This is a genomic window from Polyangium fumosum, from assembly GCF_005144585.1.
In the GTDB taxonomy this organism is placed as follows: domain Bacteria; phylum Myxococcota_A; class Polyangia; order Polyangiales; family Polyangiaceae; genus Polyangium; species Polyangium fumosum.
This window is the reverse complement of record NZ_SSMQ01000013.1, coordinates 186,573-213,358: the sequence shown is the minus strand read 5'-3', so window position 1 is coordinate 213,358 and position 26,786 is coordinate 186,573. Positions and strand designations below refer to the sequence as shown.

General features: G+C 68.8%; 24 protein-coding genes. 11 read left to right on the top strand and 13 right to left on the bottom strand.

Features of this window, described 5'->3' with window-relative positions:
* Window positions 1–241: 241 nt before the first annotated feature.
* The 5 genes from lspA (E8A74_RS15425) (at window position 242) to E8A74_RS15405 (ending at window position 4,527) form a co-directional block, all read left to right on the top strand.
* Window positions 242–892 (top strand): signal peptidase II, encoded by a 651-nt coding sequence (gene lspA / locus E8A74_RS15425; protein WP_136929760.1) that lies wholly within the window; start codon window positions 242–244, stop codon window positions 890–892.
* Window positions 893–989: 97 nt separating this feature from the next.
* On the top strand, window positions 990–1,679 hold the full coding sequence (gene lspA, locus E8A74_RS15420; RefSeq protein ID WP_136929759.1) for a signal peptidase II: 690 nt from the start codon (window positions 990–992) through the stop codon (window positions 1,677–1,679).
* Between the two features lie 9 nt (window positions 1,680–1,688).
* The gene (locus E8A74_RS15415) at window positions 1,689–2,720 is read left to right on the top strand and encodes a prolipoprotein diacylglyceryl transferase (protein ID WP_136929758.1); all 1,032 of its coding nucleotides are present in this window, start codon (window positions 1,689–1,691) and stop codon (window positions 2,718–2,720) included.
* A gap of 232 nt (window positions 2,721–2,952) precedes the next feature.
* Window positions 2,953–3,792 (top strand): hypothetical protein, encoded by an 840-nt coding sequence (locus E8A74_RS15410; protein WP_136929757.1) that lies wholly within the window; start codon window positions 2,953–2,955, stop codon window positions 3,790–3,792.
* A 48-nt stretch (window positions 3,793–3,840) separates the two neighbouring features.
* Complete coding sequence (locus E8A74_RS15405; protein WP_136929756.1) at window positions 3,841–4,527, top strand: helix-turn-helix domain-containing protein; 687 nt, start codon at window positions 3,841–3,843, stop codon at window positions 4,525–4,527.
* Between the two features lie 337 nt (window positions 4,528–4,864).
* On the opposite strand, the gene folD is transcribed toward E8A74_RS15405, so the two are convergent.
* The 4 genes from folD to E8A74_RS15385 form a co-directional block, all read right to left on the bottom strand.
* Complete coding sequence (folD, locus tag E8A74_RS15400) at window positions 4,865–5,779, bottom strand: bifunctional methylenetetrahydrofolate dehydrogenase/methenyltetrahydrofolate cyclohydrolase FolD (protein WP_136929755.1); 915 nt, start codon at window positions 5,777–5,779, stop codon at window positions 4,865–4,867.
* A gap of 27 nt (window positions 5,780–5,806) precedes the next feature.
* Window positions 5,807–6,262 carry a thioredoxin domain-containing protein gene (locus E8A74_RS15395; RefSeq protein ID WP_211365367.1) on the bottom strand — a complete coding sequence of 152 codons (456 nt, stop codon included), beginning with the start codon at window positions 6,260–6,262 and terminating at the stop codon, window positions 5,807–5,809.
* Between the two features lie 131 nt (window positions 6,263–6,393).
* A complete protein-coding gene (locus tag E8A74_RS15390; protein ID WP_136929753.1) occupies window positions 6,394–7,275 on the bottom strand; it encodes a hypothetical protein in 882 nt (293 codons plus the stop codon).
* A 70-nt stretch (window positions 7,276–7,345) separates the two neighbouring features.
* The gene (locus tag E8A74_RS15385) at window positions 7,346–7,831 is read right to left on the bottom strand and encodes a hypothetical protein (protein WP_136929752.1); all 486 of its coding nucleotides are present in this window, start codon (window positions 7,829–7,831) and stop codon (window positions 7,346–7,348) included.
* A 99-nt stretch (window positions 7,832–7,930) separates the two neighbouring features.
* Between E8A74_RS15385 and E8A74_RS53930 the strand changes: the two genes are divergently transcribed.
* Complete coding sequence (locus E8A74_RS53930; RefSeq protein ID WP_211365366.1) at window positions 7,931–8,332, top strand: hypothetical protein; 402 nt, start codon at window positions 7,931–7,933, stop codon at window positions 8,330–8,332.
* A gap of 4 nt (window positions 8,333–8,336) precedes the next feature.
* Here the strand turns inward: E8A74_RS53930 and E8A74_RS15375 are convergent, their stop codons facing one another.
* Window positions 8,337–8,771 (bottom strand): hypothetical protein, encoded by a 435-nt coding sequence (locus E8A74_RS15375; protein ID WP_136929751.1) that lies wholly within the window; start codon window positions 8,769–8,771, stop codon window positions 8,337–8,339.
* 329 nt (window positions 8,772–9,100) lie between these two features.
* On the opposite strand from E8A74_RS15375, the gene E8A74_RS15370 reads away from it, so the two are divergent.
* The 3 genes from E8A74_RS15370 (at window position 9,101) to E8A74_RS15360 (ending at window position 11,644) form a co-directional block, all read left to right on the top strand.
* Window positions 9,101–9,289: a hypothetical protein gene (locus E8A74_RS15370; protein ID WP_136929750.1), complete on the top strand. Its 189-nt coding sequence runs from the start codon at window positions 9,101–9,103 to the stop codon at window positions 9,287–9,289.
* 61 nt (window positions 9,290–9,350) lie between these two features.
* The gene (locus E8A74_RS15365) at window positions 9,351–10,589 is read left to right on the top strand and encodes a thioredoxin domain-containing protein (RefSeq protein WP_170229147.1); all 1,239 of its coding nucleotides are present in this window, start codon (window positions 9,351–9,353) and stop codon (window positions 10,587–10,589) included.
* A 614-nt stretch (window positions 10,590–11,203) separates the two neighbouring features.
* Complete coding sequence (locus tag E8A74_RS15360) at window positions 11,204–11,644, top strand: hypothetical protein (RefSeq protein WP_136929748.1); 441 nt, start codon at window positions 11,204–11,206, stop codon at window positions 11,642–11,644.
* 126 nt (window positions 11,645–11,770) lie between these two features.
* Here E8A74_RS15360 and E8A74_RS15355 read toward each other — a convergent pair whose 3' ends face one another.
* The 4 genes from E8A74_RS15355 to E8A74_RS15340 all read right to left on the bottom strand — a co-directional run bounded on the left by E8A74_RS15355 (window position 11,771) and on the right by E8A74_RS15340 (window position 15,599).
* Window positions 11,771–11,971: a hypothetical protein gene (locus E8A74_RS15355; RefSeq protein ID WP_338089483.1), complete on the bottom strand. Its 201-nt coding sequence runs from the start codon at window positions 11,969–11,971 to the stop codon at window positions 11,771–11,773.
* A gap of 623 nt (window positions 11,972–12,594) precedes the next feature.
* Entirely contained in the window at window positions 12,595–13,284 is a 690-nt protein-coding gene (locus E8A74_RS15350) for a TMEM175 family protein (RefSeq protein ID WP_136929746.1), read from the bottom strand.
* A 128-nt stretch (window positions 13,285–13,412) separates the two neighbouring features.
* Entirely contained in the window at window positions 13,413–14,486 is a 1,074-nt protein-coding gene (locus E8A74_RS15345; RefSeq protein WP_136929745.1) for a fatty acid desaturase family protein, read from the bottom strand.
* 15 nt (window positions 14,487–14,501) lie between these two features.
* Window positions 14,502–15,599: a ferredoxin reductase gene (locus tag E8A74_RS15340; protein WP_136929744.1), complete on the bottom strand. Its 1,098-nt coding sequence runs from the start codon at window positions 15,597–15,599 to the stop codon at window positions 14,502–14,504.
* A gap of 1,047 nt (window positions 15,600–16,646) precedes the next feature.
* Here E8A74_RS15340 and E8A74_RS15330 point away from each other — a divergent pair.
* Window positions 16,647–17,540: a hypothetical protein gene (locus tag E8A74_RS15330; RefSeq protein ID WP_136929743.1), complete on the top strand. Its 894-nt coding sequence runs from the start codon at window positions 16,647–16,649 to the stop codon at window positions 17,538–17,540.
* A 46-nt stretch (window positions 17,541–17,586) separates the two neighbouring features.
* On the opposite strand, the gene E8A74_RS15325 is transcribed toward E8A74_RS15330, so the two are convergent.
* A complete protein-coding gene (locus tag E8A74_RS15325; protein WP_136929742.1) occupies window positions 17,587–19,023 on the bottom strand; it encodes a cytochrome P450 in 1,437 nt (478 codons plus the stop codon).
* 128 nt (window positions 19,024–19,151) lie between these two features.
* On the opposite strand from E8A74_RS15325, the gene E8A74_RS15320 reads away from it, so the two are divergent.
* Complete coding sequence (locus tag E8A74_RS15320) at window positions 19,152–21,824, top strand: transglycosylase SLT domain-containing protein (protein WP_136929741.1); 2,673 nt, start codon at window positions 19,152–19,154, stop codon at window positions 21,822–21,824.
* A 4-nt stretch (window positions 21,825–21,828) separates the two neighbouring features.
* Here E8A74_RS15320 and E8A74_RS15315 read toward each other — a convergent pair whose 3' ends face one another.
* From E8A74_RS15315 to E8A74_RS15305, 3 genes are read right to left on the bottom strand one after another with little or no spacing between them, the layout of a single operon-like run.
* Complete coding sequence (locus E8A74_RS15315) at window positions 21,829–23,376, bottom strand: hypothetical protein (protein ID WP_136929740.1); 1,548 nt, start codon at window positions 23,374–23,376, stop codon at window positions 21,829–21,831.
* Window positions 23,377–23,394: 18 nt separating this feature from the next.
* Complete coding sequence (locus E8A74_RS15310) at window positions 23,395–24,945, bottom strand: hypothetical protein (RefSeq protein ID WP_136929739.1); 1,551 nt, start codon at window positions 24,943–24,945, stop codon at window positions 23,395–23,397.
* A gap of 47 nt (window positions 24,946–24,992) precedes the next feature.
* Window positions 24,993–26,717: a M61 metallopeptidase family protein gene (locus E8A74_RS15305; protein WP_136929738.1), complete on the bottom strand. Its 1,725-nt coding sequence runs from the start codon at window positions 26,715–26,717 to the stop codon at window positions 24,993–24,995.
* Between the last annotated feature and the right edge of the window lie 69 nt (window positions 26,718–26,786).

Genomic DNA, 26,786 nt, shown 5'->3' with positions numbered 1-26,786 from the left:
TGGGGCCTGCTACCGGGCGCTCCGGCGCTTACCCGGACGGGACTCTCACCCGTTGGAGACGTGCAGCGCAAGACCGACCCTCGAACCGGTGTCCCGGCCGTTTGGTCGATCTCCTCACGACGCACCATGGCGCGCATACTAAACGGATGTACCGCGGTGCGCCACCACGCCCCGGGGAACAACGAGGCACGCTGGGCCGCTTTGCAGGTCCGTGGCCCATCGCGTACACATGGTCGACCCCATGACCGGACAAGACGCCGAGGAGAAGCGCGCGGAGGCGCCCCCGGACGACGCCTACCGCCCCTCCATGCTCTTTCTCGCCGTGATCACGGTCGTGTCCGCCGCGGCCGATCTGGCCTCGAAGGGCTGGGCGAAGGCCGCGTTGTCCGGAGCAGACAAGGGCCGCCCGAAGAGCATCGAGGTGATCAAGGATCACTTCGACTTCATCTACACGCTGAACCCGGGCGGGGCGTGGAGCTTCCTCCGCAGCTTGCCCGAGAACCTCCGGCGCCCGTTTTTCCTCTTCGTCTCTTCGGCCGCCATCGTCTTCATCGTCTCGGTCTACCGCCGCATCCACCGAGATCAGTGGGCGATGCGCTGGGGCCTGCCCCTCGCGCTCGGCGGCGCGGTCGGCAACCTCGTCGACCGCATCCGCTACGGCTCGGTCATCGACTTCATCGACTTCTACGTCATCCGGAACGGCCGCGAGATCCACTGGCCGACCTTCAACGTCGCCGACATCGCCATCGTCGCCGGCGTCCTGCTCATGGCCCTCGATACGTTCCTGTCGCGCAAGACGCGCGGCGGATTGGGCGAGCCCGTGCCGCCCGCCGAGCCCTTGACCGCGAGCCCCGCGCCGCCTTCGCCTCTGCCTCCGCCAGGAGAGGCGTGAGGCAATTCGACACTGGACAGCCGACACGCCTCGGGGTACCGCCGAACACGCTACCGAAAGATCCGGCGCGCCTTTTCGGCGCACCAGCGCGAAGACCATGACGGAAGAGAAATCCGAGGAGCAAGAGGCGGCCCACACGGCTGCCGAGGGGTCGAACGAGCCGAGCGCGGAGGCCCCGGAGACCGGGGCGGGCGAGGCCCCGAAGGCCGCGCCGCCCTACCGCGCCTCGTACGTCTTCCTCGGCGTGGTCGCGATCGTCACGCTGGCGCTCGATCTCGGCAGCAAGTGGTGGGCGGTCCAGAACCTCGACAAGCCGTTCGCCCGCGTCGACCTCATCAAGGGCTACCTCTCGCTCGCGCTCGCGCACAACCGCGGCGGCGCCTGGGGCCTGCTCCAGGACCAGAGCGAGAACGTGCGCAGGCCGTTCTTCGTGCTCGTGTCGGTCGTGGCGATCGCCTTCATCGTCTCGCTCTACCGCAAGCTCGCCCCGAACCAGACGGCGCTCCGGTGGGGCCTGCCCCTCGTGCTCGGCGGCGCGCTCGGCAACCTCGTCGACCGCATCCGCTACGGGCACGTCATCGACTTCATCGACATGTACATCGGCAACGGCACCGGCCTCGACAAGCTGGTCGAGTCGATCTCGGGGCCGATGCGCGAGTACCACTGGCCGACCTACAACATCGCGGACATCGCGATCGTCGCCGGCGTGATCCTGATGGGCGTCGACATGTTCACGTCGCGCAAGAAGAGCGCGCCGCCGAAGAAGGCCGAAGAAGCCTCTTCCTGAAAAGGAGCCATGCGACCCGAGCTCTTCCGCGTCTTCTACCTCGACATCGGGTTCCCGGCCTATTTCGGCCTGCTCCTCACGGGCTTCCTCTTCGCCACGGCCCTCGGATCCATGTGGGCGCGGCGCATCGGGCAGGATCCCGACGTCATCGTCGATCTCGGGCTCGCGTGTCTGCTCATGGGCGTCGTCGGCGGGCGCCTGCTCCACGTGATCGCAGACGGCTACTTCTGGGACTACGTGCACCTCTGCACAGACCCCACGAAGGTCGACTGGCCCTACAACGAGGCGCAGTGCGCGCAGCTCGTCCCGCGCGGCTCGGGGCTCAACCTCTTCGGCTGGTACCCCTTCGGCGAGGAAGAACGCGTGGCGCGCGGGGTCTGGGACGCGGCGCGCGGGGTCTGTCACCCGCCGGCGCGCGACTGCTTCGCGTGGGCGAAGTTCTGGCAAGGCGGGCTCGCGTATTACGGCGGGTTCATCGGCTCGTCGCTGATGGCGGTCTACCTGCTCAAGCGGGATCGCTTTCCCTTCTGGAAAGCCGCGGACATGGCCGGGTTCGCCGTGCCGCTCGGCCTCGGCTTCGGGCGCATGGGCTGTCTGCTCGCGGGCTGCTGCTTCGGCGTGCGCACGGACGGGCCGCTCGGGCTCGCGTTCCCCGCGAACAGCCCGGCAAGCGAGGCGCAGTGGAAGCTCCACGAGCTGCCCGGCCTGAACCACGTCTCGCACCCCGTGCACCCGACGCAGATCTACGAGTCGGCCGTCTCCTTCGCGATCGCAGCCTTCTGCCTGCTCTACGTCCACGGCAGGAAGCGCTACGACGGCCAGGTCTTCGTCTCGTTCCTCGCGCTCTACGCCGTCGGCCGGTTCGTGCTCGAATTCTTCCGCGCCGACGATCGCGGCGCCCTCCTCGGCCTCTCGACCTCGCAGCTCATCGGCCTCGCCATCTGCGGGCTCGCCTTCGCCCTCCACAAGCAGCGCACCCGCGCCTCCGCGGCCACGCCCCCGGCTCCCCCGACCGCAACCACCGCGACCGCGAGCTACTAGAACATCGATCGGTTTGACAACCGCTCGATGTCCTAGCTCTTTTGTCCCGAGGGGGACGCCTCGCGTCCCCCTCTCGCCCGGGCAAAGCCCGGTCGATTCACCCCCCGAGGCGAGCTCGCTTCGCGATCTCGCAGAGCGCCGAACGGTTCGGCGCTCTCGTCGTCCGCGCCGGATTCGAGCGCCCGCCCCGGGAAGCATTTTGCCGGACCCGGGAAGCGCATATCCTTGCGCCATGACGAATTCCTCTTCGCTTTCCCTCGTTCTCCGTGGCGCCGTCTTCACGAGCCTCGTGTGCATCGCGGCAGCGTGTGGGTCCGCGGAGACCGATCTCGATCCGCGGCCTCCCTGCACAGGCCCCGGCTGCGTCAACCCGAGCGGCGGCGTCAACCCGAGCGGCGGCGGAGGCGGCGCAGGCGGGCAGGGCGGCGAGGGCGGAACCCTCTCGAACGACGTCACCGGCAACGTGGGCGTGCTGAACGAGCCAAGCTTCGCGCAAATCGGCCCCTACGCCGGCGCCGCGACGATCTTCGCCACTTCGAACACGGGCATGCCGCTCGAAGCGCCCTACGGGGACGCGGTCACGAGCTTCAGCCTGCCCACCGTGATCAGCGGCACGCCCTGGATCTTCGTGCGTGACGAGACCAACGGGGCCACGGGCATCCTGTCCACGCACTCGGCCGTGCGCGTGCCCTCCTCGGGCCCCGTGACCCTGCCCGTCGTCGATCGGAACGTGCTCGCGTCGATCGCGGGAACCTTGCCCGCGCCGATCGTCGTCGACACGACACGCGCGCACCTCATCATCAAGGTTTCACGCAACAACCAGCCGCTCTCCGGCGTCGCGCTCACGACGTCGCTGCCCGGCGCAGAGGTCGTCTACGACACGGGCGTGGGGCTCTACTCGAACCAAACGAACCTCACCGGCCCAGCCGGCGTGATCCTCGTCTTCGACGTCGATGCGCCCCAGACAGCCGAGCAACGCACGTTCACACTGACAGACGCGAACCAGCAAGGCTTCATGATCCAGCTTCCGATCCAGGCAGGCGCGGCAACCGTCGCAGGGTTCACGCTGTAGCCGCGTTCTTGACGGGATCGGAGCCATCCCCGAAAGTACGCGCCCCAAATGAAAGCGACGAAGGGCAAAGCACGGCCAGCAGAGGACGTCATCCCCGAGGAGGCGCCCGCAAAACCGGCCGAGGAGACGCCCGAGGAGAGCGCAGTCGCAGTCGCTCCGCCCGGAGAAGCCGCCGCCGACATCGCACCCGTGGTCAGCGGCAACCTGAAGCGCCTGCGCACCGAGCGTGGTCTCTCCCTGGAAAAGCTCGCCCGCGCCTCCGGCGTGAGCCGCGCCATGCTCGGGCAAATCGAGCTCGGCCAAAGCACCCCCACGATCAGCGTGCTCTGGAAGATCGCACGCGCCCTCGACGTGCCCTTCTCCGCGCTCATCAACCCCGAATCCGGCCCCGGCGCGATGGTCCTGCCCGCCGCACGCGCCCGCGTACTCCGCAGCATCGACGGCTCCTTCCAATCCCGCGCCCTCTTCCCGATGGACCGCCCACGCAGCGTCGAGTTCTACGAGCTACGTCTCGCCCCCCACGCCGAAGAACACGCCGACCCACACCCACCAGGGACCGTCGAAAACCTCGTGGTCAACGCAGGCCGCTGCGAGATGACCATCGGCGCCGAAAAACGAATGCTCGCGACAGGCGACGCCATCGTCTTCGAAGCCGACGTGCCACACGTCTACCGAAACCCCGACGCAACCGACACGATCATGTACCTCGTCATGACGTACGCGCAGAGGCTCTAGCTGGGTAACGTGACGCCGCCCGCCCGGGGTTTCACCCCGGACCCCGACCAGGGGTTGTCCACCCCTGGACCCGGACCAGGCACGGCCTGGACCGAGGGTTGAAAAACTGCGCGGTGCGCAGTTTTTCAAACGGGCCGACGAAGCACCCAGGTTGCCAGCCGAACCAACAGCGCGGCTGTCTCGGTCGGCAACGCCGCTGCCCGTCTTGACCGGGCCTGCTCGATGAACTGCGCATCGCGCAGTTCATCGAACCCGGGTCCAGCCCCTGGCTGGTCCGGGGTGGAGGGGGCGGACAGCCCCCTCCTGGGGCCTGGGGCAAAGCCCCAGCGCAACGCCCTCAGCCACCCGCCACGCGGGCCCAGGCTGCGCGTGCTGTGTTCTGCAATAGACATGCGATGGTCATGGGGCCGACGCCGCCGGGGACGGGGGTGATGAAGGAGGCGCGGGTGCGGGCGCTTTCGGTGTCGACGTCGCCGCAGAGTTTGCCGGATTCGTCGCGGTTCATGCCCACGTCGATCACGACGGCGCCTTCTTTGATCCAGTCGCCTTTCACCATGCGCGCGCGGCCTACGGCGACGACCAGCACGTCGGCTTCGCGACAGACGGCGGGGAGATCCTTCGTGCGTGAGTGCGCCATCGTCACGGTTGCGTTGGCTCCGAGCAGCAGCATCGCCATGGGTTTGCCCACGATGTTGCTTCGACCGACGACGACGGCGCGTGCTCCTTCGAGCGAGCGACCTGTCTCTGCGATCAGCCGCATGCACCCGGTGGGCGTGCAGGGCACGAGCGAGGCTTTGCCTGTCGCCAGCCGACCTGCGTTGATCGGGTGGAAGCCGTCCACGTCCTTGGCCGGCGAGACGGCTTCGATGACCAGATCCTCGCGGATGTGCTTTGGCAGCGGGAGTTGCACGAGGATCCCGTCGACCGTCTCGTCTGCGTTCAGCGCGGCGATTCGGTCGAGCAGCTCCGCCTCGCTCGTCTCGGCGGGCAGCCGGTGGAGCCGGCCTCGCATGCCGACCTCGTTTGAGGCTTTTTCCTTGTTGCGCGTGTAGACCACGCTTGCCGCGTCCTCGCCGACGAGGATCACGTCGAGGCCGGGCGGACGACCGTGCTTTGCGACGAACCGCGCGACGTCTTCGCGCACCTCGTCGCGCACCTTTTGCGCCAGGGCTTTCCCGTCGAGGAGGGAGTTCGGGGGCGTGACACCGCTTGCCGGAGCACCGCCCCCGAGCGACGACTGAGATCCACTCATGGGGCGGAGTTTAGGCGGAAATCTGCGCTAGGCCACGTGGGCGCGCCGCGGATCGGCGCCGCCTGCGCGGTCGATCCAGGCCACGAGCTGCGCGGCGCGGACCAGCCCCGCTTGCGAAACGATCACCTCGCCTCCGCGGAGCACCACGAAATGCGGGATCCCGCGGACGCCGAAGCGGCTCGCCAGCTCTGGGTGCTCGTCGGTGTTCACCTTGAGCACGATGGCTTTTCCGGCGCGCTGGGAGGCGGCGCGGGCGACCTCGGGCGTTGCCATGCGGCAGGGGCCGCACCAGGGCGCCCAGAAATCCACGAGCACCGGCACCTTCGCGGTCCGGACGATGTCCCCGAACTCCCGGGCGTCGACCTCCAGCGCCTCTGCGAGCGGCGGCAGCGGTGCTTTGCAGGCGCCGCAGCGACCGGTGTCGCTCAGGTGATCGGGAGGAATGCGGTTTTTGGTCTGGCAAGACGGGCAAGTGCGGATCACGGGTACCTCGACGTCGAGCGGACGGGCGCGCACCGACAGCACGCTCGCAACCCGGCGCCATGCGAACGCCGTGCCGACGCCTGGAACGGTCTCCTCACCCCCGGCCTTCTCCCTGCGGGAGAGGCGAGGGATCAGCAGTACTCCGCGATGATCTCCCAGCAGGCGTTGGCGAACTCGCTGTAGAGCGAACGATCCAGCTCGCGCGGCGGCTCGTGCATCACGCCCTTGTTCTCGGCGAACAGCGAAAACAGCGCGCCTTCGATCTCGTTGGCCGTCTCGACCCACAAAAACTCTTCGATCGCGTGGCAGATTTGATCACGGATCAGCGTCGGCACCTCGCGGAGCTGCACCTTGCCTTGCAGGCGGCGCGCGACCATCGAGGCGATCCGCTCGGCGTGCTCGGGCCAGCCGCGCAGCGCCTTGTGGAACGTCGAGCCGACGAGGCGCAAAATCTGCTGCGCCAGGCGACGCACGCGCGGCCTTTGCACCCGCTCCTCGTGCTCGGCCACCATCGACAGGTAGTCGTCCGTCAAAAGCCGCTTCAGGTCCTCGGAGAGCATGCTCTGCGACTCTTGCGTGAGCTTCAGCTCCACGATCTGCGCGAGGAACACGTCGCGCAGCACGCTCAGGCGCGAGATGAGCGTGCCTTCGGGCGTCGTGTCGAGGATGAGGGCGAGGGGATCGATGAGGTGCCGGCCGAACGTCGTGAGGACGTGGTCGAGGATCCGCTTCTGGTGTTGCTCGCGGGCGAGGACCGAGAGCGCGCGCGTCAGGATCTGGCGGTTCGGCGCGTCGACGAGCACGTCGCCGGCGGCGGAGCCGTAGTCGTACATGCGCAGCGACGTGAGCATCTCGCGGAAGGCCTCGATGTTCTCGGCCGTCCCGCCCTCCTCGCCGTAGACGCGGATGACGAGGCCCGATCCGGCCTGGGCGAGGAACAGGCGCTGGATCTCCTGCTCCACGTCCTGCTCGCTGATCAGGCCCGGAGGCGGGGGCGTAGACGGCTCGGGCATGGGGTTCCTTTCCTTCACGAACGCTGAACCTGTGTAGCGCGGTCGGGCGCGACGCGGAACGAAAAGCGCGTCAGGACGGTACGACGAGCCGCTGCGCGAATTCCCGCGTGCTCGTGGGCAATCGCTTGTCCTCGGCCACGCGGCGGATGTCGGCCTGCACCTCGCGTAGCTCCGAGGGCCGGAGCCACGCGAGCGCCAGGAGGGTCGTGTAGTTCATGTTTTTCGCGAGCACGGCGCGGACGACGCCGAACGCGGGGAAGGCGAGGGAGGCCTCGAACTCCGGCAACCCCAGCGCGCGTCCAGCTTCGTCGAGTTTGTCATCGAACCTATCGCGTTTCCACTCCAGCACTTCGTGGAAAACATGCGCATCTTCCGCGCTGTACGGAGTGATCGTGTCGCCCTCGGCGCTCGCGAGCACGAACGTCCCGTCGGCGTCGGTCCCCACGCGCGCGCCCGAGTCGAGCGTCACGAACGGGAGGAACACGCTCCCCCCGATCGACTCGCCCTTGCCTTCGGCCGCGATCGCGCGGACGTGCAGGCGGAACGTTTCGTCCATCGCTCGATTCTCTCATGAAAACGCCCCGCGCACAGAGCCCGTGGTAACCTCGGTGCGCACGTTTCCGTCCGCGGCGATCGACACGGGAGAGTACCGGGAATGGGCAACGCGTTCGGGTGGGGCCTCGCAGCGCTCCTCGTCACCGCAGCCGCATGCACGACGGACGGAGACGACGTCGGGAGCGGGAGCGGAAGCGGGAGCGGGAGCGGAAGCGGGAGCGGAAGCGGGAGCGGAAGCGGGAGCGGAAGCGGGAGCGGGAGCGGAAGCGGGAGCGGGAGCGGAAGCGGCGGCGCGGCGCCTGATTGCGCCGACGGCCTCCCCAACGGCGACGAGACCGGCGTCGATTGCAGCGGCCCGACGTGCGGCTTGCTCGGCTTCAAGTGCCCCAAGGGCGCAAGCTGCCTGAGCTACGACGATTGCTTGACGGGGAACTGCTGCGGCGCGAGCGGCGCCCAGCTCGGCACCTGCATCGCCGCAGACGAGACGTGCATGATCCGCTGAAGGCTCAGGACAGATCGAGGATCCGGTAGTGGTGCCGGTAATCGAAGAGCGGCGAGATCGCGTGGACCGAGAGCCGCAAGAGGTCAGCGACCCGCGGCTCGTGCGAGATGAAGAGGACGAAATCCTGGTGCACCTCGGCGAAGAGCTCGAACAAGCTCGACCGCTGCTGCACAGCGAGCGAAGGCGGCTTCTTCCGGTGCTTGCCGGGATCGGAGCGGAAGCGCTTCGAGAAAAAGGGACGGTCGTCGCTCTTCACGCAGCGCAAGATCCGCTCGAGCTCCTGCGGCCCAACACGATCCGGCACGAGGCCGCAGAGCGTGATCCCAGGCGCCATCCGCGCCTCATCGAGGTCGTCGAGCTCGCTCGAAACACACGTCTCGGCCACGAGCCCCGCAGCCTTCATCCGCTCCATCTCGGCGAGCAGAGCCGACTTGTACATCGCCGGAGACAAGTGCCCCGCCGACGCGGGGACATACCCAAAAATCAAACCCCCACGCATGGACCCACGGATCAGGTCCTCCATCCGGTACGCCATGCCCCCCTCCGACGTGACGCGCTGACGGAGCAAATCTGTACTCGCAGCGCGCCGCGTCGCAACCCAGGCAAGCGCGTCGAACGGGGGGCGAGGGGAGCGGTCGACCAGGGCGATTTGCGGCAAAAAGCGCGGAGCGTCGCGGACGAGACCCATGGGGCATGGCCGTTGCTGTGACCTCCGGGCGCGCGCGTTCACCGTGCGAACGTGATGCACTGCCACAGAGGAGGTTCCCTGTGCCCCATCAAGTCGGCGAGCGACTTCGCTGCGAGGATTGCGGAGCGGAGATCGTGTACACGAAAGCCTGTTCCTGCTCGGAGCGCGATCCGAAGACCCACGCGGACATCTGCTGCGGCAAGGAGATGCGCAACCTCGGCGTCGAGGGGGCGACCGAGCAGCAGCCCCGGAAAGCTTCGGGGTTCTGACGCGATCCTTCGCCGCGCGCGCGCGCCAGGCGAGCCGGTCACGAAGAGGTGGGCCGCGAGGATGCGCGGCTCACGTGCCCTTCACGCCGTCCTGTGGTGCGCCCTGACGTGCGCGCTGCTGCTCACGGCGCCGCGCCCTGTTGCCGCGCGAGCTCCGCCGGTTGGCGACGGCGTAGACGTCCCCCTCGGCATGGGCGAGCAGAACCTCGAGCGCCCCCGGCTCGTCGTTTACTGGGGCGTCGGCTGTCCCCATTGCGAGAGCGCAATGCCCTTCGTCCTCTCCCTGGAGCGAGACGGCGGGCTCGTGGTCGAGCTCGTGGAGATCCGCAGGGACGCCGCGGGTCGTGATCGATTTCTCGCGGAGGTGCAGCGCCTCGGTCTCGTGGCGCCGGGCATTCCGCTTTTCGTGCTCGGGGACCGTCATGTGATGGGATTCCGCGAAGGCGTCACCGAGGAGCAGATCCGGGCGATCATCCGCGACGCGGCCGCGGGGAAACCGGCGTCGGCCGCGGAGGAGGTCGCGCGCATCGATCTCCCGTGGTTCGGCAGGATCGAGCCCGGCGCTCATTCGCTCACGGCGCTCGCGCTGATCGTGGGGCTCGTGGACGGCATCAACCCGTGCGCGATGTACGTGCTCGTCGCCATGCTGGGCATTTTGCTCCACGTCCGCTCCCGCAGGCGCGTCTTCCTCTTCGGAGGGACCTTCGTGGTGATGTCGGGCGTCGTCTATTTCATATTCATGACGGCGTGGCTCAACCTCTTCGCGCTCACCGGCCTCTCGCGGGGGATCACCGTCCTGCTTGGGATGGCGCTGGTGGTAATGGGGCTCGTCAACCTGAAAGAGCTGGCGTGGTTCAAGAAGGGCGTATCGCTGATGATCCCGACGAAGGCCAAGCCGGGCCTCTTTCGCCGTATGCGGGGCGTGGCGAGCGCCGCGACCCTGCCCGCCGCGCTCGCGGGCGTTGCGGTGCTCGCCTTCGTCGTCAACCTCGTCGAGCTCGGCTGCACCCTGGGGCTCCCAGCGGTCTTCACGCGCATCCTGAGCCTGCAAACGGAGCTCACCCTCGCGGAGCGGTACGGCCTCTTGGTGCTTTACAACCTGGCGTATGTCGTGCCGCTCGCCGCCGTGGTGCTCGTCGTCGGGCTCACGCTGCACCGGGTGAACTTCAGCGAGCGCGCCGCGAAGGGATTGAAGCTCGTGAGCGGCGTGCTCCTGATCGGGTTCGGGGTGCTGTTCGTGGCGGCGCCAGAGGTGCTTCACGAGAACATTGTTCGGTTTGACAACCGCTCGATGTTCTAGCTCTTTTGTCCCGAGGGGGACACCTCGCATCCCCCTCTCGCCCGGGCAAAGCCCGGTCGATTCACCCCCCGAGGCGAGCTCGCTTCGCGATCTCGCAGAGCGCCGAACGGCTTGGCGCTCAAGCACCACATCCCGGAAGTTCGCAGTGGCTCACTTCCGGCGCTTCGCGCTCGCCGCTTCGCGTCGAGGATGTGGTCCTAGCTTTTGCTCGGGGAGCGAGCCCGCGACCCGGGCAAGCGCGTCGAGCGACATGCGCGGGGAGCGGCCGACCGGGGCTTTTGGCGGCGCGAACACGCCCGGGGCGCGGCGCGCGAGGGGCATCGTGCGTGGCGAAATGGATCGGTCCGTCGCCGACGACCCCGTTCTGCGCGGAGACTCGTCCGGGGGGTCGCCGACGGTGTCGTTTTGCGATGCAGGATGGGGGACGTCGGTCGACGACGGCGTCGTTTTGCGATGCAGGACCGGGGACGTCGGCCGACGACGAGCGGGGGTTGCGGCGGCGGAAGAGGGCACGAGCGGCCCGCTGGCGTGTCTTGCGGCGTGAAGCAAACCGTCGGCGGGCAGCAGCACGATTTTGCGGCGGCGGAAGGGGGCGTCGGGAAGGGACGGGGGCGATGGGCGGCCACGACCGAACAGACAAGGTCCGAGAGGATTTCCTCGTCGCGGCGCTCATCGTCGCGGCGCCGGGCGTCGTGTTACCTGGGTGTTTGGGGTCGTTCGGGGAGGATGAAGGGAAGGGGCGCATTTGCGCGGCGCTGCTGCGGTTCTTTCGGCTTGGGCTTCTGGTGCTCGGCGTTTTTTGCGTCTCGGCATGGCTTCTCGGGTGCGGCGCGACGCCTGCGCATACGCAGACGTGGGCGCAGGCGACGCCGAGCGGAAAGCGCTTGTTCCGTATATGCCGGCGCCATCCCCAGGTCGATCCGAATGCGCGTTATTGGTACGATCGCGGGGACGGAACACCTCGAACGACGTCCCTGCCACTCGACGCGCTTCTGGAGAGCCGCGAGGCCAAGGCCATCTTCATTCTTGATGCCAGATGCCCGGTGTTCGTCTGAACCTCGAGCGTGGGCGCGCCTGCCTCGTGGGCCTCGATCAGGAATGCGGCGTTGGCGCTCGCAATGGGCCCGTGGATCCAGGCCGAACGGGCGGGCCGCCCTGGGGGGGGACGGCCCGCCCTCGATTCACGATGCGCGGCGGTAGACGAGGCGGGCCAGGGTGGCGATGACGTGGTTCATTCGGTCCAGCACGCCGGGATGAGGGGGCTCGACATAACGCATGGCCTCAGCGACCTGAACACAGGCGAGCACTTCTCGCGCCGATCCGAGGGCCGTGGAATAGCGCTGCCGTTTGTGTCCGGCGAGGCTGCCCATGCCTTCGGCAATGTTGACCTTTCACCAAACGGCGACACCGCCCCTCGTGCTGGAAGGAACGGTGACGCTGCCCACACGGCCAACGCCCGCCGGGGCGGCGGAGGCGTGGGCGAAGGCTGAAAACGCGAAGGGGCATGTGTGTGCCTGCGGGTGCGGAGGGCGGGTCGTGGTGAAGCCGTGGCACCACTGCGTGGGGATCCCGCGGTTCATCCGGTGGCATCAGCCGGAGGTGTGTTCAGCGTGGGCGGAAGCGGAGAACGCGAAGGGGCTGCATGTCTGCGCTTGCGGGTGCGGGAAGCGTATCCGGGTGCTGCCGCGGCACCACACCACCGGGATTCCGCGGTATCTGCGGGGGCACTACGAGCGGCGTCGTTGTTCGAGGGATTGACGAATACGTCGCCATCGACCGGTGCTTTGCCCGCGGTGAGGATCGCGTGCAATGCCATTGGCTGCATCCTGACCTACAGGTCGGTCTGGCGGCGGAACGGCTGTTCGGGCTGACGGAGGAACGGGGGCGCTCCTTGGCGGGTGTGTCGGAAGCCCCCGACGAGGGCCCATTCGACGAGGTTCCTCGGGCCGCGAGGACGACCTCGCATGGCGCAGCCGAGCTCGCCTCGCCTCTTGCTGCGGAAGAATCACCTCTCGCGAGGGCGGGCCCCCTTCCGCTTGGCGTAGATGCTCGGCAACATGCCGTACACGAGCGGCACGAGTGCATAGACCACAACGCTGAGGACAGTGCTCAGAAACGAGAGCCCTATGGCGACCAGATAGATCACCGGTGTGGTGAGCGAGCGGCGTAGGTGGATCTCGACGTCCTCCAAATCAATGTGAGGATCGACCAGCCGCCGGTTCGTGGTCGCGTAACGCCACGTCGCATGGTGGACGAGGCTGATGGCGAGGAGGTGCGCGCCGTAGAGCACCACGACCGCCTGCTGCTCCAGGTACCGGCCGATCAGCGTCGTGGTGAAGGGGACGGTCGCGATGAGCATGAGGAACAGCATGGTCATCCACAAGAGGGCTTGATCGGCGCGCTTGATGAAATGAAATTGCTCGTGCTGAGCCACCCAGGACATCCCCAGCATGACGAAGCTCACGAAATAACCAAGGAAATTTGGCCACAAGCGGAGCAGCGCACGGGGGATGTCCAGGGCTGTGGGTCGATCGAGCTCCGGCACCGGTATCTCGAGGACGAGGATCGTCATCACGATGCCGAAGGCCGCATCGCTCAGGCCCTCGATCCGACTGGTCCGGAGGCTCGACGCGAATTCATGCGGGACGGGCGGGAGAGCCATTGGATGGGACAAGTCTACCAGATGGGTGAGCACACGCGTAGACGCCGGTCTCGCCGTTTCGTGGGGCGGTGAGCCCTTCGTGCCCCGACGGCCTGGGCGGAGGCGTTCGGTGGACGGCTTTTCTTGGAGCGTCGCGATGCAGTCCCGACGTTCCCCGAACGTCAGTGCATTCGAGCCGGACGCGCGCGTGAGGGGAGTGCGTTTTCGAGGATCTGTCTGGCCACGCTCGTGAGCTGCGCCCGGAAGCTACCGGTGTTGTAGCTCTGCCCATACCGTTCGCAGATCGCGCGCACGCGCGGCGCGAGCTCCGGGTAGCGGCAGGCGGGGAGATCGGGGAACAGGTGGTGCTCGATCTGGTGGCTGAGGTGGCCACTCAACACGTGGAACAAGCGACCGCCTTCGACGTTCGCCGACCCGTGGATCTGGCGCAGGTACCAGGCACCGCGTGGTTCGTCCCGGGTCTCCTGCTCGTGATAGATGCGCACCCCTTCCGGGAAGTGCCCGCAGAAGATGACCGCGAAGGCCCACACGTTGCGGATCCCGTTGGCGATGAGGTTTCCGAGCGCGACCCGTGGCGCATTCGCCAGCGCCAATCCCGGAAAAAACACGTAGTCCTTGAACAGTTGTCGCGCGCCCTTGGCCAGGAAGGGCCGCGCACGGGTCCAGAGCTCGGCGACGGGCTGGCGGCCGGCGATGGTGTCTTCGAGGCGCAGCGCATGAGCCCCGATGCCCCACTGGAACAGGAATGCGAGCCCCACCGCAACGAATGGCTGGATGATATGGGCCGGATTCCACGGCTGTTCCGACGTCACCCGAAGAAAGCCGTAGCCCACGTCGCGGTCGCGACCGAGGATGTTGGTGAACGTGTGGTGCTCGAAGTTGTGGTACTCGCGCCACTGGTGGGCGGCGCAGGCCATGTCCCAATCGTAGGTTTCGCCGTCGAGCTCGGGATCGTGCGTCCAATCGTATTGGCCGTGCATCATGTTGTGCCCGATCTCCATGTTCTCGAGGATCTTGGCCAGGCCGAGTGCTCCGCTGCCGAGCGCGAACGTGACGGGATCAATCCCGACGTGGAGGAGGAACCGGCCGGCGGCCTCCGAGTAACGCATGGTGCGCACCACGCTGCGAATGTGATCGACATCGCGTTGTCCGCGCTGGTCGAGAACTTCTTGGCGAAGCGAATCGAGCTCGCGGCCGAAGGCGTCGATTTCGTGGGGAGTGAGGACGCGGTTCATCGGAGGCCTGCCGGATCAGAGGGCGAGCGTGAGATCGGAGCGGGCGACGGACACGCAGAGGCGGATGTCGTCGTCGGGTTCGTTGGAGATCGCGCCGGTCAGGACGTTTTCGACCACCCCGCTCCGCTTGGCGCACCGGCACGTGTTGCAGATGCCCATGCGGCAGCCGTATTCGAGGCGTTCACCGGCCTGCTCCAGCTCGTCGAGCAGTGTCCCGCAACCGGTGGTGGTCATGGATCGTTTCGAGCGATCGAGGTGAATCAGCGCGCCTGCGCCGGGCGCCGCTGCCGCAGGTTTGGCGGCGACGAATCGCTCGTGATGCAACCGTCCTTCGAGACCCACGAACGCGGGCGCGACGGCGTCCATCATGCCGGTCGGGCCACAAAGGAACGTCTCGCGGTGGGCGAGGTCGGGGACCCACACCCAGAGCTGTGTGGCATCGAGTCGTGGCGACTCGTCGTCGAGGTGGAGCACCACCCGGAGCCCGGGGTGCAACGTCTCCAGACGCGCGAGCTCGCTGGCGAAGAGGACGTCTCGTCGCGAACGCGCGGCGTGGAGATAAGTCACGTCCTCGAGCGCGCGCCGATGGGCAAGGTCGCGGAGGATCGCGATCAGCGGCGTGGCCCCGCTGCCGCCGCTCAGGAAGAGTAGTTTCGCGGGCGTCGCCTCGGGGAGGACGAAGTCGCCGGATGGCGCGCCGAGGCGAACGAAGTCGCCTGCGTGCAGATGCGTATGCATCCAGTTCGAGACGCGGCCGCCGGGGACTCTCTTGACGGTGATCTCGACGTGGGGGTCGTTCGGTGGGGAGGAGATCGAATAACAACGACGGAGGCGTATGCCGTCCACCTCGATCTCGACCGGTACCCATTGCCCTGGCAGGTGACCGGGCCATACCCGGGGGGCGAGCACGAACGTCTTCACGTCGTGGGTCACGTCGACCACCGAAAGGACGCGTGCGCGAAGCTCGACACGCGAGGCGGCCGGAGCGAGCTCGTCGACCCAGAACCGGAACGGACGGTCGAGGAGCAACGCGCGGCTGACGCGCTGCGTGGTGCGAAGGGCAAACGAAGCAATACGCGCCACGTGCGGCACGCTCGTCGCGATCGTGTTCATCTGTACTCCTCGGTGGGGCGCGATAGGTGCTGCCCTACACGTCCATTCTGCCTCCACCCTGCCTCGTGCCCACAAACCTACGACCCGCAGGTGCGCCGACAAGATACGGTGCGTCACGATTCGTTCAGGAGAGCGCCTGTTTCCTCGTTTAGCTCGGCCGCTCCGCCAGCCTACCCGCCACAGCCAGCGGCGCTCGTCGGCAAGCGGTGGGACGAGACGCAAACGGCAGGCGGCTCTGGGCTTTCCACGCTCGAAGCACTCGATAGGCTGCTGGTCGACCTGTTCATCAGGCGAGGCTCCTCCGCGATGAGGAGCAGCCGATCAGCGTCCGAAACGGATCCTCGGGCGAGCTGCACGAAGAGGCCATGCGAGCGACGCCTGGGCTCGGGGCGGAGCTCGACCCCGACGTGATCCGGTACATTGGCTTCTCGCGTGATCGGCCCAAGGAATTCTGCCGCGAGGAGACCGCAGGAGCCTCCGGTGGTAAAGCGGCAATGCCCGTGCTGGAAAATTCGGTCGATGAGCGAGTCGGTGCGTTTGGCGAAAGGTCAACGATGCAGCCATTCGTCACCTCAACGCAAAGGTTCAATCCGATCAGCAATCCCCGCCGCGTCCCCTGCCATCACCAAAACGACGTCATAAATCTTGAGCATAACGAACCCTCCGTCCGACGACCCATTCGCCGGGGCCCCCGTCCCACACCGTCGCGCGCAGGCCTCTTCAAGGCTGCGCAGCACCGCCCGGAGCCGCGCGGAGCGCGAAGCGCGAGCACGGCGAGGACGGCTTGGCCTTGAAGAGGCCGAGCACGACGGTACGCTCGCCGTCCCGAGCGGGACCCCAGAATGCCCGTCCCCCTAGCGCTCGTGCTCGCGTTTGCGTTTGCGTTTGCGTTTGCGTTTGCGTTTGCGTTTGCGTTTGCGCTTCCTCTCCCGCCCCCGCCCCCGCCCCCGCCCCCGCCCCCGCCCCCGCTCCCGCCCCCGCCCCCGCCTCCGCCTCCGACGCACCAAATTTGTACCCGCTCGCCCGCCTACCGTACGCTCTCATCCCATGGCTGCCTCCACCATCGACCCCGACAGTTCCCTCATCGCCCAGGCCGATGAGCTCTTCCGCAACGAAGCCCGCCTCCTCGTCCACCCCCTCACGTCCTCCCTCGCGGGCGACTTCACGGCCCTCTTCGAGGGTGCCTGGGTCCCTCTCCAGGCCCAGGAAATCCAGCTCCTCCGGGCGCTCATCCACGCCGAGGCTCGCGTCTGGTATGCGGACATGCGGCTCGACGCATTCGTGGATCGCCTCCACCCTGCGCTCCTCCTCGCTGTCAACAAGGACACCTCCGATGCGCGGTATACGGCCATCTTCTCCAAGCGCCCGCACGAGCTGAAGCGCCCTGTCCTCGGCGGCCAGCTCACCACCATGCTCAAGTGGCCGGAGATCCTCTCCGGCGCGGCCTATCAAGGGTTCCACGACGTCGTCGCCTTGCTCCCGGAACTCCATGCGCGCCTCGCCGTGGCCACCGACGCGCAGAATGCGCGCAACACGGCCCTCGAAAACCTCAAGAATTTCCGCACCGTCGGCGAGCGCGTGGCCTTCACCGACGCGTTCAATGCCCTCCGCAAGGCATCCCTCGGCAAGCTCCTCGAAATGCCGCACAAGCTCACCTCCGAGGCCCTCCCGAGCGATTTTGCGGATTGGTTCTTTCCCCCGCGCCGCCGCGGCGGTGAGGAGGCGACGGCCAAGGAGCTCGGCGAGCGCATCGAGGCCCTGGAGATCGAGCTCGCCGACGTGAAGCAGCGACATCAGGCAGCCCTCGACAAGGAGCAGGCCGAGGCTGCCCGCAAGCAGTCGAGGGAAGAGAAGCGCGCCGAGCTCGAGGCTGCGCGCCGGGAAGCTGCGGAGAGGGCGAAGCGTGTGAAGGAACTCGAGGCCGAGCTCGACAAGGGGTGAAACGAACGACGCCCGTAAGCGCGCCCCTGTCAGCCGCGCGGCGCGCTCACGAGAGATCCACGAGCGCGCGGATCTCCCCCTTCGGCTCCGGCCGTCGCGTGTTCCCCGGCCGCGGCGCGCGGCGCGTCGTGACGTCCATCGGCAGCCCGTTCTTCGGCGCGCCGGAGATCCCTTTGAGCTGCAAGGAGATCTCGGTGTTCGACCTGAGCGCGAACCGGAATCGTTGCAGCGCCATCGGCAGGATCAGCCGCATGGCCATGTTGGCGAAGGCGTGCCCGATGCACATCCGCGGCCCCGCGCCGAAGGGCAGGTACTCGAAGGGCGTTGGCGTGATGCGGCTCCAGCGCTCCGGCAAGAAGCGTGTGGGCTCGGGGAAGACGTCGCCCATCCGGTGCGTGACGAGCGGGCTCAGGAGGATCCGGGATCCCTTCGGGAGCGTGTACTTCCCGAGCGTGGCCTCCTCCCCGACGAGGCGGAACGAGCAGATCGGCGTTGCGGGGAGGATCCGCGCGGATTCCTTGAGGACTGCGTCGAGCAGCGGCATCGACGCGGCTTGCTCGGCTGTCGGTGCTTCGCCGCGCAGCACGGTGTCGACCTCGTCTTCGAGGTCGTAGAGGATCTCGGGGTGCAGCGCGAGCAGCAGCAGCGTCCAGGAGAGCGACTGCGCCGTCGTCTCGTAGGCTGCGATGTAGACGAGGATGCTCTGCGCGACGAGCTCCACGTCGCTGAGCCTTGAACCATCCTCGTCGTGTGCGTGGATCAGCGCCGAGAACATGTCCCGCCCGTCGCGCGTCGCGCGCCGCTCCTCGATGAGCGCGAGGAGCCTCTCTTCCAGGCGGTTCGCGTCTCGCAGGAGCTTCCTGTACGGCGTGCCGGGCACGTCGTAGGGCAGGATCAGGTTGGCGGGGGAGAGGAACCCTTCCAGCAGCGCGATCGAGAGGGGGCCGAGGGGATCTCCGCCGGCGGACACGTCGACGCCGAAGAGGCAACGCATGATGACGCCGAGCATGAGATCGAGCATCACGCGCGAGGCGTCCACGACGCCGCCTGGCACGACGCGGCGGAGCGACGCTTCGGTGACGTCGACGATCTCGTCTCGATAGGCCAGGATCCGCGCTCGCTGGAACGCGGGCATCAGCATCCGCCGCAGGCGGCGGTGATCCTGACCGTTCTTGCTCATCATGTTCTCCCGCAACATGCGCCCGAGCGCGCTGTCCTCGGGAAGGGGGAACGGCGGCTCGCCGTGGGAGAGGAACGTGCTGTCGTCGCCGAGGACGGCGCGGTTGTGCTCGGCGCCGAACGCGCAGACCATCGCGGGGCTGCCTCCCGTGATCGCTGCAATGTCGCCGTGGCGCCGATGGAGCGCGAGCAGCGACGTCACGGGCTTGCTGAAGAACCGGAACGAATTGCCACTCTCGCCGAGGACCGGAAACGCGCGCGGACCGGGGATGGGGACACGAGGGAGCTTGGGGTTGGCAGGCATTTCCGCCTTGTATCACGCTCCACTTTCCGCCTCTTTCGCCCCCGACGCAGCCTCCCCGCGGCGACGACCAGGCCGGCGCCACGAAACGATCTTTCCCCCCGCCTGAACTTGTCGAACAATGCCCCGCGATGAAGCCGCGCGTCAGGCGAGCGCTTTTGCTTTCCGGGGCCCTCCTCGGCGTGGCCGGGATCCTCGGCGCGCTCGCCTCGCCCTCGATGCGCACCTCGCTCTCCGCCGGCTACCGCGCCTTCCGTGATCCCACGCTCCTCGACAAGCCCGTGATCGAGGATCCCGCCGCTCCGGTCGCTCGCCGTATGCCGGGCGAGGAGGAGAGCCGGCTGCTCGACGCGGCCATCGCCAAGGACTTCGAGAAGGCGCAGGACAGCGACCTCGACGATCCCGAGGGCGCGGCGCTCGCCACGCTGGCGATGCCGGATCTGAGGATCCCCGTCACCCGCCGCACCATGCGCTTCGTGCGGTTCTTCGCGAAGAGCGACGGCGGCCGCGCCATCTTCGGCGATCGCTACCAGCGGAGCGGCCGGTACCGCCCGATGATCGAGCACAGCCTGCGCGAGTCGGGTTTGCCCGAGGATCTCGTGTGGCTCGCGGCGGTCGAGAGTGGCTTCGATCCACGCGCCGTCTCGCCCGCGGGCGCGGCCGGACTCTTTCAGTTCATGCCCGAGACGGGCGCGCTCTACGGCCTCGATCAATCGCAGTGGGTCGACGAGCGCAGGAGCCTCCGGCGCTCGTCGACCGCCGCCGTCGCGCACCTGCGTGACCTCTACGAGCGCTTCGGCCGCTGGGATCTCGCGCTCGCGGCTTACAACGCGGGGATCGAGACCGTGCTCCGGGGCATGGCGCGTGTCGCCGCGTCGCGCCCGCAAGGCGCCCCGCAGACGCCCATCGGCTTCGCCGAGCTCGCGCAGCAAAAGCTCTTGCCCGAGGAGACGGCGAATTACGTGCCGCAGATCGTGGCCTTCGCGATCGTCGCGAACAACCGCGCGCGCTTCGGGCTCGACGGGTTCCACGCCGATCCATCCCTGGAGATGGGCGAGATCGCCGTGCCCGAGGGCACGCGCCTGCGCACGATCGCGCGCGCGGCCGGCATCCCCACGCGCCTGCTCCGCGAGTACAACCCCGAACTCTTGCGGGACCGGACCCCGCCCTTCGGCGGCGATTACATCATCCACCTGCCCGCCGAGCGCGTGCAGCAGACGCTCGCGGCGTTCCCGGCCTACCTCGAGCACGAGCGCGTTGATGATCCCAGCGCCGATCCCGTGACGGAGCACGCGAGCGCGATGCGCGCGCCGTCGATCCCGGGCGTGGACGAGGGCGACGAGGACGACGGCCCGCTGCCGCCGCGCCCGTCGCCTATCGGCAAGAACCGCCTGCCCGATTTCTCCCTTCCGGGGCAGGGCCCGCCGACGCTGAGCATGGCGAGCCTCGGCCCGATGGGCGCGAAGTTGCCGTACGTCTCGATCGGCGGCGGCGTCGGCTGGCAGCCGAACCGACCGGACGATCCGCTCGCGGTCTTCGCCGCCGAAGAACGCCGTGCGCCCTCGGCGGCCGCGAAGGGGCTCGGCGGCGCGGCCCTCGAAAAGCAGCTCGGCTTCATCCCGGCCGCGCGGATGGAGCCGCCGCCGGATCCCTTCCAGCGGTTCGTCCTGCCGAATGGTGTGGCCCTGCGCGTGCGCGAGGACGCCTCGGCGCCGCGTGTCGCGATCACGATCCGCATCGCGCCGGACGAGGGGAAGATCGCGGGGACGAGCGAGCCGGCGGGCGAGGCGGGCGCGGGCGAGACGCGGCACACGATCACGGTGGGCAAGCGGGATCTCGACCTCGGCCTCGAGCTCGCGGCGGGGCGCCTCCGGCTCCTGCTCGGCGAGACGTCGGGCGCGCAGCTCGCGAGCTTGCGGCGCTTCTCGGCGCTGCCGCGGCGGCGCTTGCTCGAATCGCAGGCGTACGGCCCGGCGTGGCTTGCGCTCGGCGACGCGCTCTTCCCGGCGGGCCACGCGCTTGAAGGGTACGTGCTCGGCGCCCGCGAGGACGCGGCCGTGGCGCGGGATCTCTTGCTCGCGGAGTCGATGGCCACCGAGCGCACGCCGACGCGCGCGTCGGTCACCGTGATCGGCGACGTCAGCCGCGCGCGGATCGAGGAGCTTGCGAAGCGCGTCTTCGCCACGCTGCCTGCATCCGCGGACGCGCTGCCGATCGGGCCGCACCCGCGCGAGGAGCGGCTCACCGTGGAGCAAAACGTCCCGGCGACGCGGGCGCTCTACGGCTGGATCGCGCCGGGCGAAGGGGACGTGAAGGAGCACGCGGCGATGCGCGTGGCGATGTGGATCCTTTCGAGCTCCAAGGGAGGGCGGCTCGATCGCGCGCTCGTCGAGAAGGGGTACGCCTCGGAGGTGCGCGCGATGCTCGACGCGGGCAGCCGCGCGAGCGTGGCCGTGGTCGAGGTCGTGCCTGCGGTGCCGCACGATCTCGCGGCGGTGGAGCCGCGGCTCGACGCGGAGATCGACGCGTTCGTCCAGGCAGGGCCGACGGGCGTGGAGATCGCGTATGCGGTCGCGCACCTGAAGGCCGGGCTCAAGAAGGAGATCGCGAGCCAGCGCGGGCCGGTCGTGGAGAACGCGCCGAAGTTCGCGAACAGCGCGCGGATCCGCGAGGCGCTCGCGCCGGGCGCCGCGGAGGCGCTGATCGAGGAGCTCGACAAGATGAGCGTGCAGACGATGCGGACGGCGTTGCGGAAGACGCTCGCGCGTGGGCATCGCGTCGTGGTGACGACGGCGCCGAAATGAGAGGTCAGCGCGTCTCGGCCGCGCCTTCGGGCGGCAGCTCGAACGACTCGATCACCTGCACGAGGTCGGGCCCGGCGCTCGGGAAGCGCTCGCTCGTCGCGGAGGCGATCACCGTGAACGCGCGCCCCGCCTGCGTGAAGAGCCCGTAGTAGGACACGATCTCATGCTCGCCTCCCATCCTGTTCGCGCGGAGGAGGCGCCCGTTCGTTGGGTGCGTGAGGACGGGCAGGCGTGATTCGACCGTGCCTTTGAGCTCCTTCTCGATGAGCTCGACGGCGGCGTCGGCGAAGGCATCGACCCCCACATCCTTGCCCTGCAGGTCCTCGATGATGACGATCACGTGCGCGTCCTTGTCCGGACGCATGATCCAGCGATCGGCCAGCGAGTTGTCCTTCTTCACGGCCTCGTCCTTGCGCAGGAACCAGCGCGCGCCCGGCGCCTTCAGCCTGTACTTCGCCGCCACGCCTTCGACCACGTCGACGGGGTGCGGCTCCACGTCGGGCGGCAGGCCGTGTTTCTCGTCGGTCGGCAGCTCGAACGACTCCAGGATGCCTTCGAGCTCGGCCTCGATCTCGGGAAAGATCCGGCTCGGCGCGGTGGCGATGAGCATGAAGGACCACTCGTAGGTCGCCACCACGGCGACGAGCCTCCCGGTCTCGACCCCCGCCTTCGTCGTGCGGATCCAGAGGAGCCGGCCCTCCTCCCGATGGGCCCGCATGGCCCTGAGACGCACGAGCTCGCTCGTCTCCGCATCGCGCCTCGCCATCCGCCCGACCTCCTGCACGAGCCCGTTCGTCGTGGGGAGCTTGCCGGGGAACTTCTGGACGAGGACGAGCAGATGCGCGTCGACGTCGGGCCGCGAGAGGAAGCGGTCGGCGAGGGGCCCCTCCCGCTGCGTCGACGCGCGCGTGTGGAGGTACCACTCCCCGGACGGCAGGCGCAGCCGATAATGCGACTGCTCGCCCGTCACGACCGTCACCGGCGCGGGCTCGATCTCCCCCTCGCGGATCTGCACGAACACGGCGATCGGGTTTCTCCCGGTCACGGCCGCGCGAAGCCCGACGACGTCGAGAAGCAGGCAGAGCCCCCAGAGTACGCCGCCCACCACCATCCGTGGCTTGCCCGCGTCGCGCACGAGCAGGAGCAGGTAGGCCATCCCGAGCACGATCGCGGGGGCCGCCGTGATGCGATCCCGCGCGACGAGCAGGAACGTCCACGCGGCGAGCACGAGCACGACACGCGCGCCGGCGAGCCACGCCACCCGGCGAAGTCCGAGGACCAAGGCGCCGCCGAGGACGACGTCGAGAGCGGCCGGAAGCGCTCGCATCAGGGGCGTCGTGAACGGGCCCTCGAAGAGCCCGCGCCCCCCGAGGAGCGATTCGACGAGCCAGAGGACCGCGCTGACGATCAGGAGCGCCCCCGCGAGCCGCTGCCCCGGCGTCGCCTGCGCGGCTTTCTGCTCCGCGGCCGGCTGCTTCGGCGGCGGCGAAACCGGCGGCGCGTAGACATTTGCGTCGTCAGGTGAGGGCGCGTCCGGGGCAGGCTTCGTCATCGCACCCGCGATGCTAGCTCATCGCTTGGTGCTCGCCGCCGTGTTCTCCGGCGGCATCTCGAACGTCTCGATCGCCTCCAGGAGCTCGTCCTTCACGCTCGCAAACACCTCGGTCCGGGCGAATGCGATCACCTGGAACGCCCGATCCCCGCGCGCGAAGAGCCCGTAGGCATACGCGAGCTTCATGCCTTCCGTCTCGGCGTGGACGAGGAGCAGGCGCGCGTTCTTCGGGTCCGTGCGGAGTGGCTCGCGGGACGTGATCGTCCCGTGCATGCGCTCGAGAATCGAGCTCGCCACCGCGTCCGCGTATTTCTCCAGGTCCACGACCGCGCCCGGCGCGTGCTCGGCCACCACGAAGACGTGCGCGTCCTTGTCCGGCCGAACGATCCAGCGATCCGCGAGCGGATTGTCCTTTTGCGTCGCCTCGGCCTTGCGCAGGGCCCACGCATCGCTCGGCGGCGTCAGCGTGTAGTTCGTCGAGACGCCCGTGACCTTGCCCGGCGGCAGGGGCTCGGCGTCCGCCGGCAGGCCCGGCGTCTCGTCCGTCGGCAGCTCGAACGACTCCACGATCGCGCGCAGCTCGGGCTCGGCCTGGGCGAACGACTGCCGCGGCGCGAACGCGAGGATCTGGTAGCCGCGCTCGTAGGTCGCCACCACGGCCGTGAGCGACTCGATCTCGATCCCGCTCGTCGTCGACCGCGTGTGCACGAGCCGCCCGTTCTCCGGGTGCGTGCGGAGCGGCGTGCGGTCCACGAACTCGAAGGCCGTCGCGGTGGTCTTGCCGTTCTTGATCACCGCGTCGGCCAGCGCGTCCGGCAGCACCATCATGCCCGGCACCTTCTCGGCGATGACGAGCACGTGCGCGTCGAGATCGGGCCGCGAGATCCAGCGATCGGCGAGCGCGTTGTCCTTCTTCGCCGCCTCGGGCTTGCGCAGGCGCCAGCGATCCGAGGGCGCGCGAAGGCGGTAGTGCGACGCATCGCCCGTGACCACGCCCGCCGGCGTGCTCTCGATGTCGCCGCGGGCCTGCCAGATGAACACGGCGATCGGGTTCGTGCCCGTGATCTCCGCGGACAGGCCGAGCACGCGGAGGAGCGCGTAGACGCCGAAGACCGCGCCGCCCACGGCCATACGAGGTTTGCTCGCGTCCCCGAGGAGCAGGAGCAAGAGCGAGGAGCACACGAGGACCTGCATCCCCGCGAGGAACGGATCCTTGAACGCGGCCTGCGCCGTCATCGCGACGAGCCCGATCACCACACGCACGATCGCCCAGGGCAGGAGCTTGCGGCTCCGGTAGAGCAAGCTGGTCCCGATCAGGCTGTCGATGAGCGCGGACCCGATCAGCGCGGCCGGCGACGAGAAGACGCCCGGGTCCGGATGGTTCTTCCGCACGGCCAACTCGATGAGCAGGAGCACGGTGTTCACGATGAGCAGGCCACCGGCGATACGCTGGGCAGGCGTCGTGGTGTCCGGCGTCGAAAGGACGGGCGGCTCGCGCAGCGGCGCCGTGGGGGGAGCATAGGCGTTCGCCTCCAGGGGCGGCGGCACGTCGGGGGCCTGGTTTGTCATGGCAGGGTGATGCTACGCCCGGTCCGGGCTCTGCGTCGATGGGCGCTTCAATCGCGGCAGCGCGTTTTTTCTGCCCAGCGGACGACCTGGCGCTCGGCCACGGGCAGATAACGAATCTTGCGACCTCGGCCGCGGTCGGCGACGACGATCTCGACGGGTTCGTCCGCGTCCTCGTCGCGCCCGGCCGGCACCTTCGACGCGAGCACGAGCGCGCCGTCTTCGAGGCCCGCGCGCGCGGCAGCCGAGCCCGCGACGAGGCCGCGGATCATGGCGGGCGTACGGCGCAAGCTCGCCTCGTCGAAGCCGAGCTCGTACACCTTCGATTTCGTCCGCGCGCGGTGGAAACACGATCCAAAGGCGCCTTCGTCCAGGGTGATTTCGCCGTGGCCGCGCACCATGACCCAATCGAGCTCCTCGCCGCGCGCGGCGCCGAGCTCGCGCGCGACGAGCTCCCCGAGCGCCGAGACCGGGAGATCGGTCTTCTTTTCGGCGGCGGCGCGATCGAGCAAGGCGCGCACGAGATCGTCGAGGGACCGCTCCCCGCCCGAGGCCTTCCGCACGGCCGCGTCGAGGGCCGCGGCGTAGAGCGCGCCGCGCTGGTAGTCCTTCCGCGAGCGCGCGTGCGCCGGCAGCTCCGCCTCCGCGTTCACGAGCGTGCGCTCGAGATCCGCCGCGAAATCACGCGCCCCGATGCGTTTTTCCGCGAGGGCGATCTTCCGGGCGTAATGCACGGCAAATCCCTCGGAGAACCAAACTTGCTCGTGGCCCTCGGCGACGAGGCGGACGGCGCCGCCGATCCACCGGTGCGAGAGCTCGTGGACCGCGGCGATGGTGACGGCCGCGTCGAAGGGCCGTTCTTCGCCGATCCAGAGCCCAAACGAGCGCCCGAGCAGCGCGCCGTCATGGCCTTTTCCGAGCCCGGGCTCCGCGACGAGGAGGTACGAAAAAGAAGCACTCGTCGCGGCGCCCGATCGCGGAGCGCCGCCGAAGAGGCGCGCGAGCGCGGCGTGGGCGTGGGTGATCGTCGCGAGCGTGGCTTCGGGTTCGAAGGCCGGCCGGCCGAGGAGGACGAGGCGCTCTTTCTCGGACGCATCGAGCGTGCGGAGCCGGCCCGCGAGGTAGACGGCATTCGCGAGCTCGGCGGGCGTCGCGTTCTCCTCGACGTCGTCGCCAGCGCCGAACGAGCTCGCGCCCGAGGCGCCGGGCGCGAGGGCGCCGGGGCGGATCTGGACGTGCACGTCGAGCGGCTCGTTCGTGCGGGGCAAGAGCAGGAACGTGTGGCCGACGCCGGAGAGGCGTTCGCGATCGAGGTGCAAGGCGAACCGCGCGGCGTCCTTGGGCGCGGAGACGACGCCGTAGGTGATCGCCAGGTGCGAGGTCGGCGCGCGGCCGAGCACGAGGATTCGATCGGGGCCTTCGTCCGGGCCGGGTTGCGTCGGGATCACGCCTTCGCCGTCGCGCACGCGGATCCCGCGCAGCGCGGCCATGCCGTCGATGCCGGCCCAGGTGCGGGCGATGCCGAGCTCCTTCGCGCGCGCCGCTTCGGGGCCGACGAGGTGGACCTCGACGTCGAGCGCGCTGCGCTCGGGCCGCGGCGTCAACCGCACGGTCAGGCCGTCGGGGAGCGAGGGCAGGGGAGGGAGCGGCTCGGCGGGACGCGTGGGGGCCGCGGGATCCACGGGCGCGGAGGCGGAGTCGCTGCAGCCGGGGAGCGCCGCGCCGCCGAGGAGGGCGAGCGCCAGGGGAAAAAGGTTTTTCGAAGTGAAACGCACGGCGATGCGGGGGCGAGGGGCAGGGCGAGCGGGCAGGTGATAGCAGAGACCTGCGGGGGGCGGAACGTG

Excerpts from the sequence above, each read along its gene's own strand:
- lspA (WP_136929760.1), top strand. The coding sequence starts at position 242 with ATGACCGGACAAGACGCCGAGGAGAAGCGCGCGGAGGCGCCCCCGGAC.
- lspA (WP_136929759.1), top strand. The coding sequence starts at position 990 with ATGACGGAAGAGAAATCCGAGGAGCAAGAGGCGGCCCACACGGCTGCC.
- E8A74_RS15415 (WP_136929758.1), top strand. The coding sequence starts at position 1,689 with ATGCGACCCGAGCTCTTCCGCGTCTTCTACCTCGACATCGGGTTCCCG.
- E8A74_RS15410 (WP_136929757.1), top strand. The coding sequence starts at position 2,953 with ATGACGAATTCCTCTTCGCTTTCCCTCGTTCTCCGTGGCGCCGTCTTC.
- E8A74_RS15405 (WP_136929756.1), top strand. The coding sequence starts at position 3,841 with ATGAAAGCGACGAAGGGCAAAGCACGGCCAGCAGAGGACGTCATCCCC.
- folD (WP_136929755.1), bottom strand. The coding sequence starts at position 5,779 with ATGAGTGGATCTCAGTCGTCGCTCGGGGGCGGTGCTCCGGCAAGCGGT.
- E8A74_RS15390 (WP_136929753.1), bottom strand. The coding sequence starts at position 7,275 with ATGCCCGAGCCGTCTACGCCCCCGCCTCCGGGCCTGATCAGCGAGCAG.
- E8A74_RS15385 (WP_136929752.1), bottom strand. The coding sequence starts at position 7,831 with ATGGACGAAACGTTCCGCCTGCACGTCCGCGCGATCGCGGCCGAAGGC.
- E8A74_RS53930 (WP_211365366.1), top strand. The coding sequence starts at position 7,931 with ATGGGCAACGCGTTCGGGTGGGGCCTCGCAGCGCTCCTCGTCACCGCA.
- E8A74_RS15375 (WP_136929751.1), bottom strand. The coding sequence starts at position 8,771 with ATGTACAAGTCGGCTCTGCTCGCCGAGATGGAGCGGATGAAGGCTGCG.
- E8A74_RS15365 (WP_170229147.1), top strand. The coding sequence starts at position 9,351 with ATGCGCGGCTCACGTGCCCTTCACGCCGTCCTGTGGTGCGCCCTGACG.
- E8A74_RS15360 (WP_136929748.1), top strand. The coding sequence starts at position 11,204 with ATGGGCGGCCACGACCGAACAGACAAGGTCCGAGAGGATTTCCTCGTC.
- E8A74_RS15345 (WP_136929745.1), bottom strand. The coding sequence starts at position 14,486 with ATGAACCGCGTCCTCACTCCCCACGAAATCGACGCCTTCGGCCGCGAG.
- E8A74_RS15340 (WP_136929744.1), bottom strand. The coding sequence starts at position 15,599 with ATGAACACGATCGCGACGAGCGTGCCGCACGTGGCGCGTATTGCTTCG.
- E8A74_RS15330 (WP_136929743.1), top strand. The coding sequence starts at position 16,647 with ATGGCTGCCTCCACCATCGACCCCGACAGTTCCCTCATCGCCCAGGCC.
- E8A74_RS15325 (WP_136929742.1), bottom strand. The coding sequence starts at position 19,023 with ATGCCTGCCAACCCCAAGCTCCCTCGTGTCCCCATCCCCGGTCCGCGC.
- E8A74_RS15320 (WP_136929741.1), top strand. The coding sequence starts at position 19,152 with ATGAAGCCGCGCGTCAGGCGAGCGCTTTTGCTTTCCGGGGCCCTCCTC.
- E8A74_RS15315 (WP_136929740.1), bottom strand. The coding sequence starts at position 23,376 with ATGACGAAGCCTGCCCCGGACGCGCCCTCACCTGACGACGCAAATGTC.
- E8A74_RS15310 (WP_136929739.1), bottom strand. The coding sequence starts at position 24,945 with ATGACAAACCAGGCCCCCGACGTGCCGCCGCCCCTGGAGGCGAACGCC.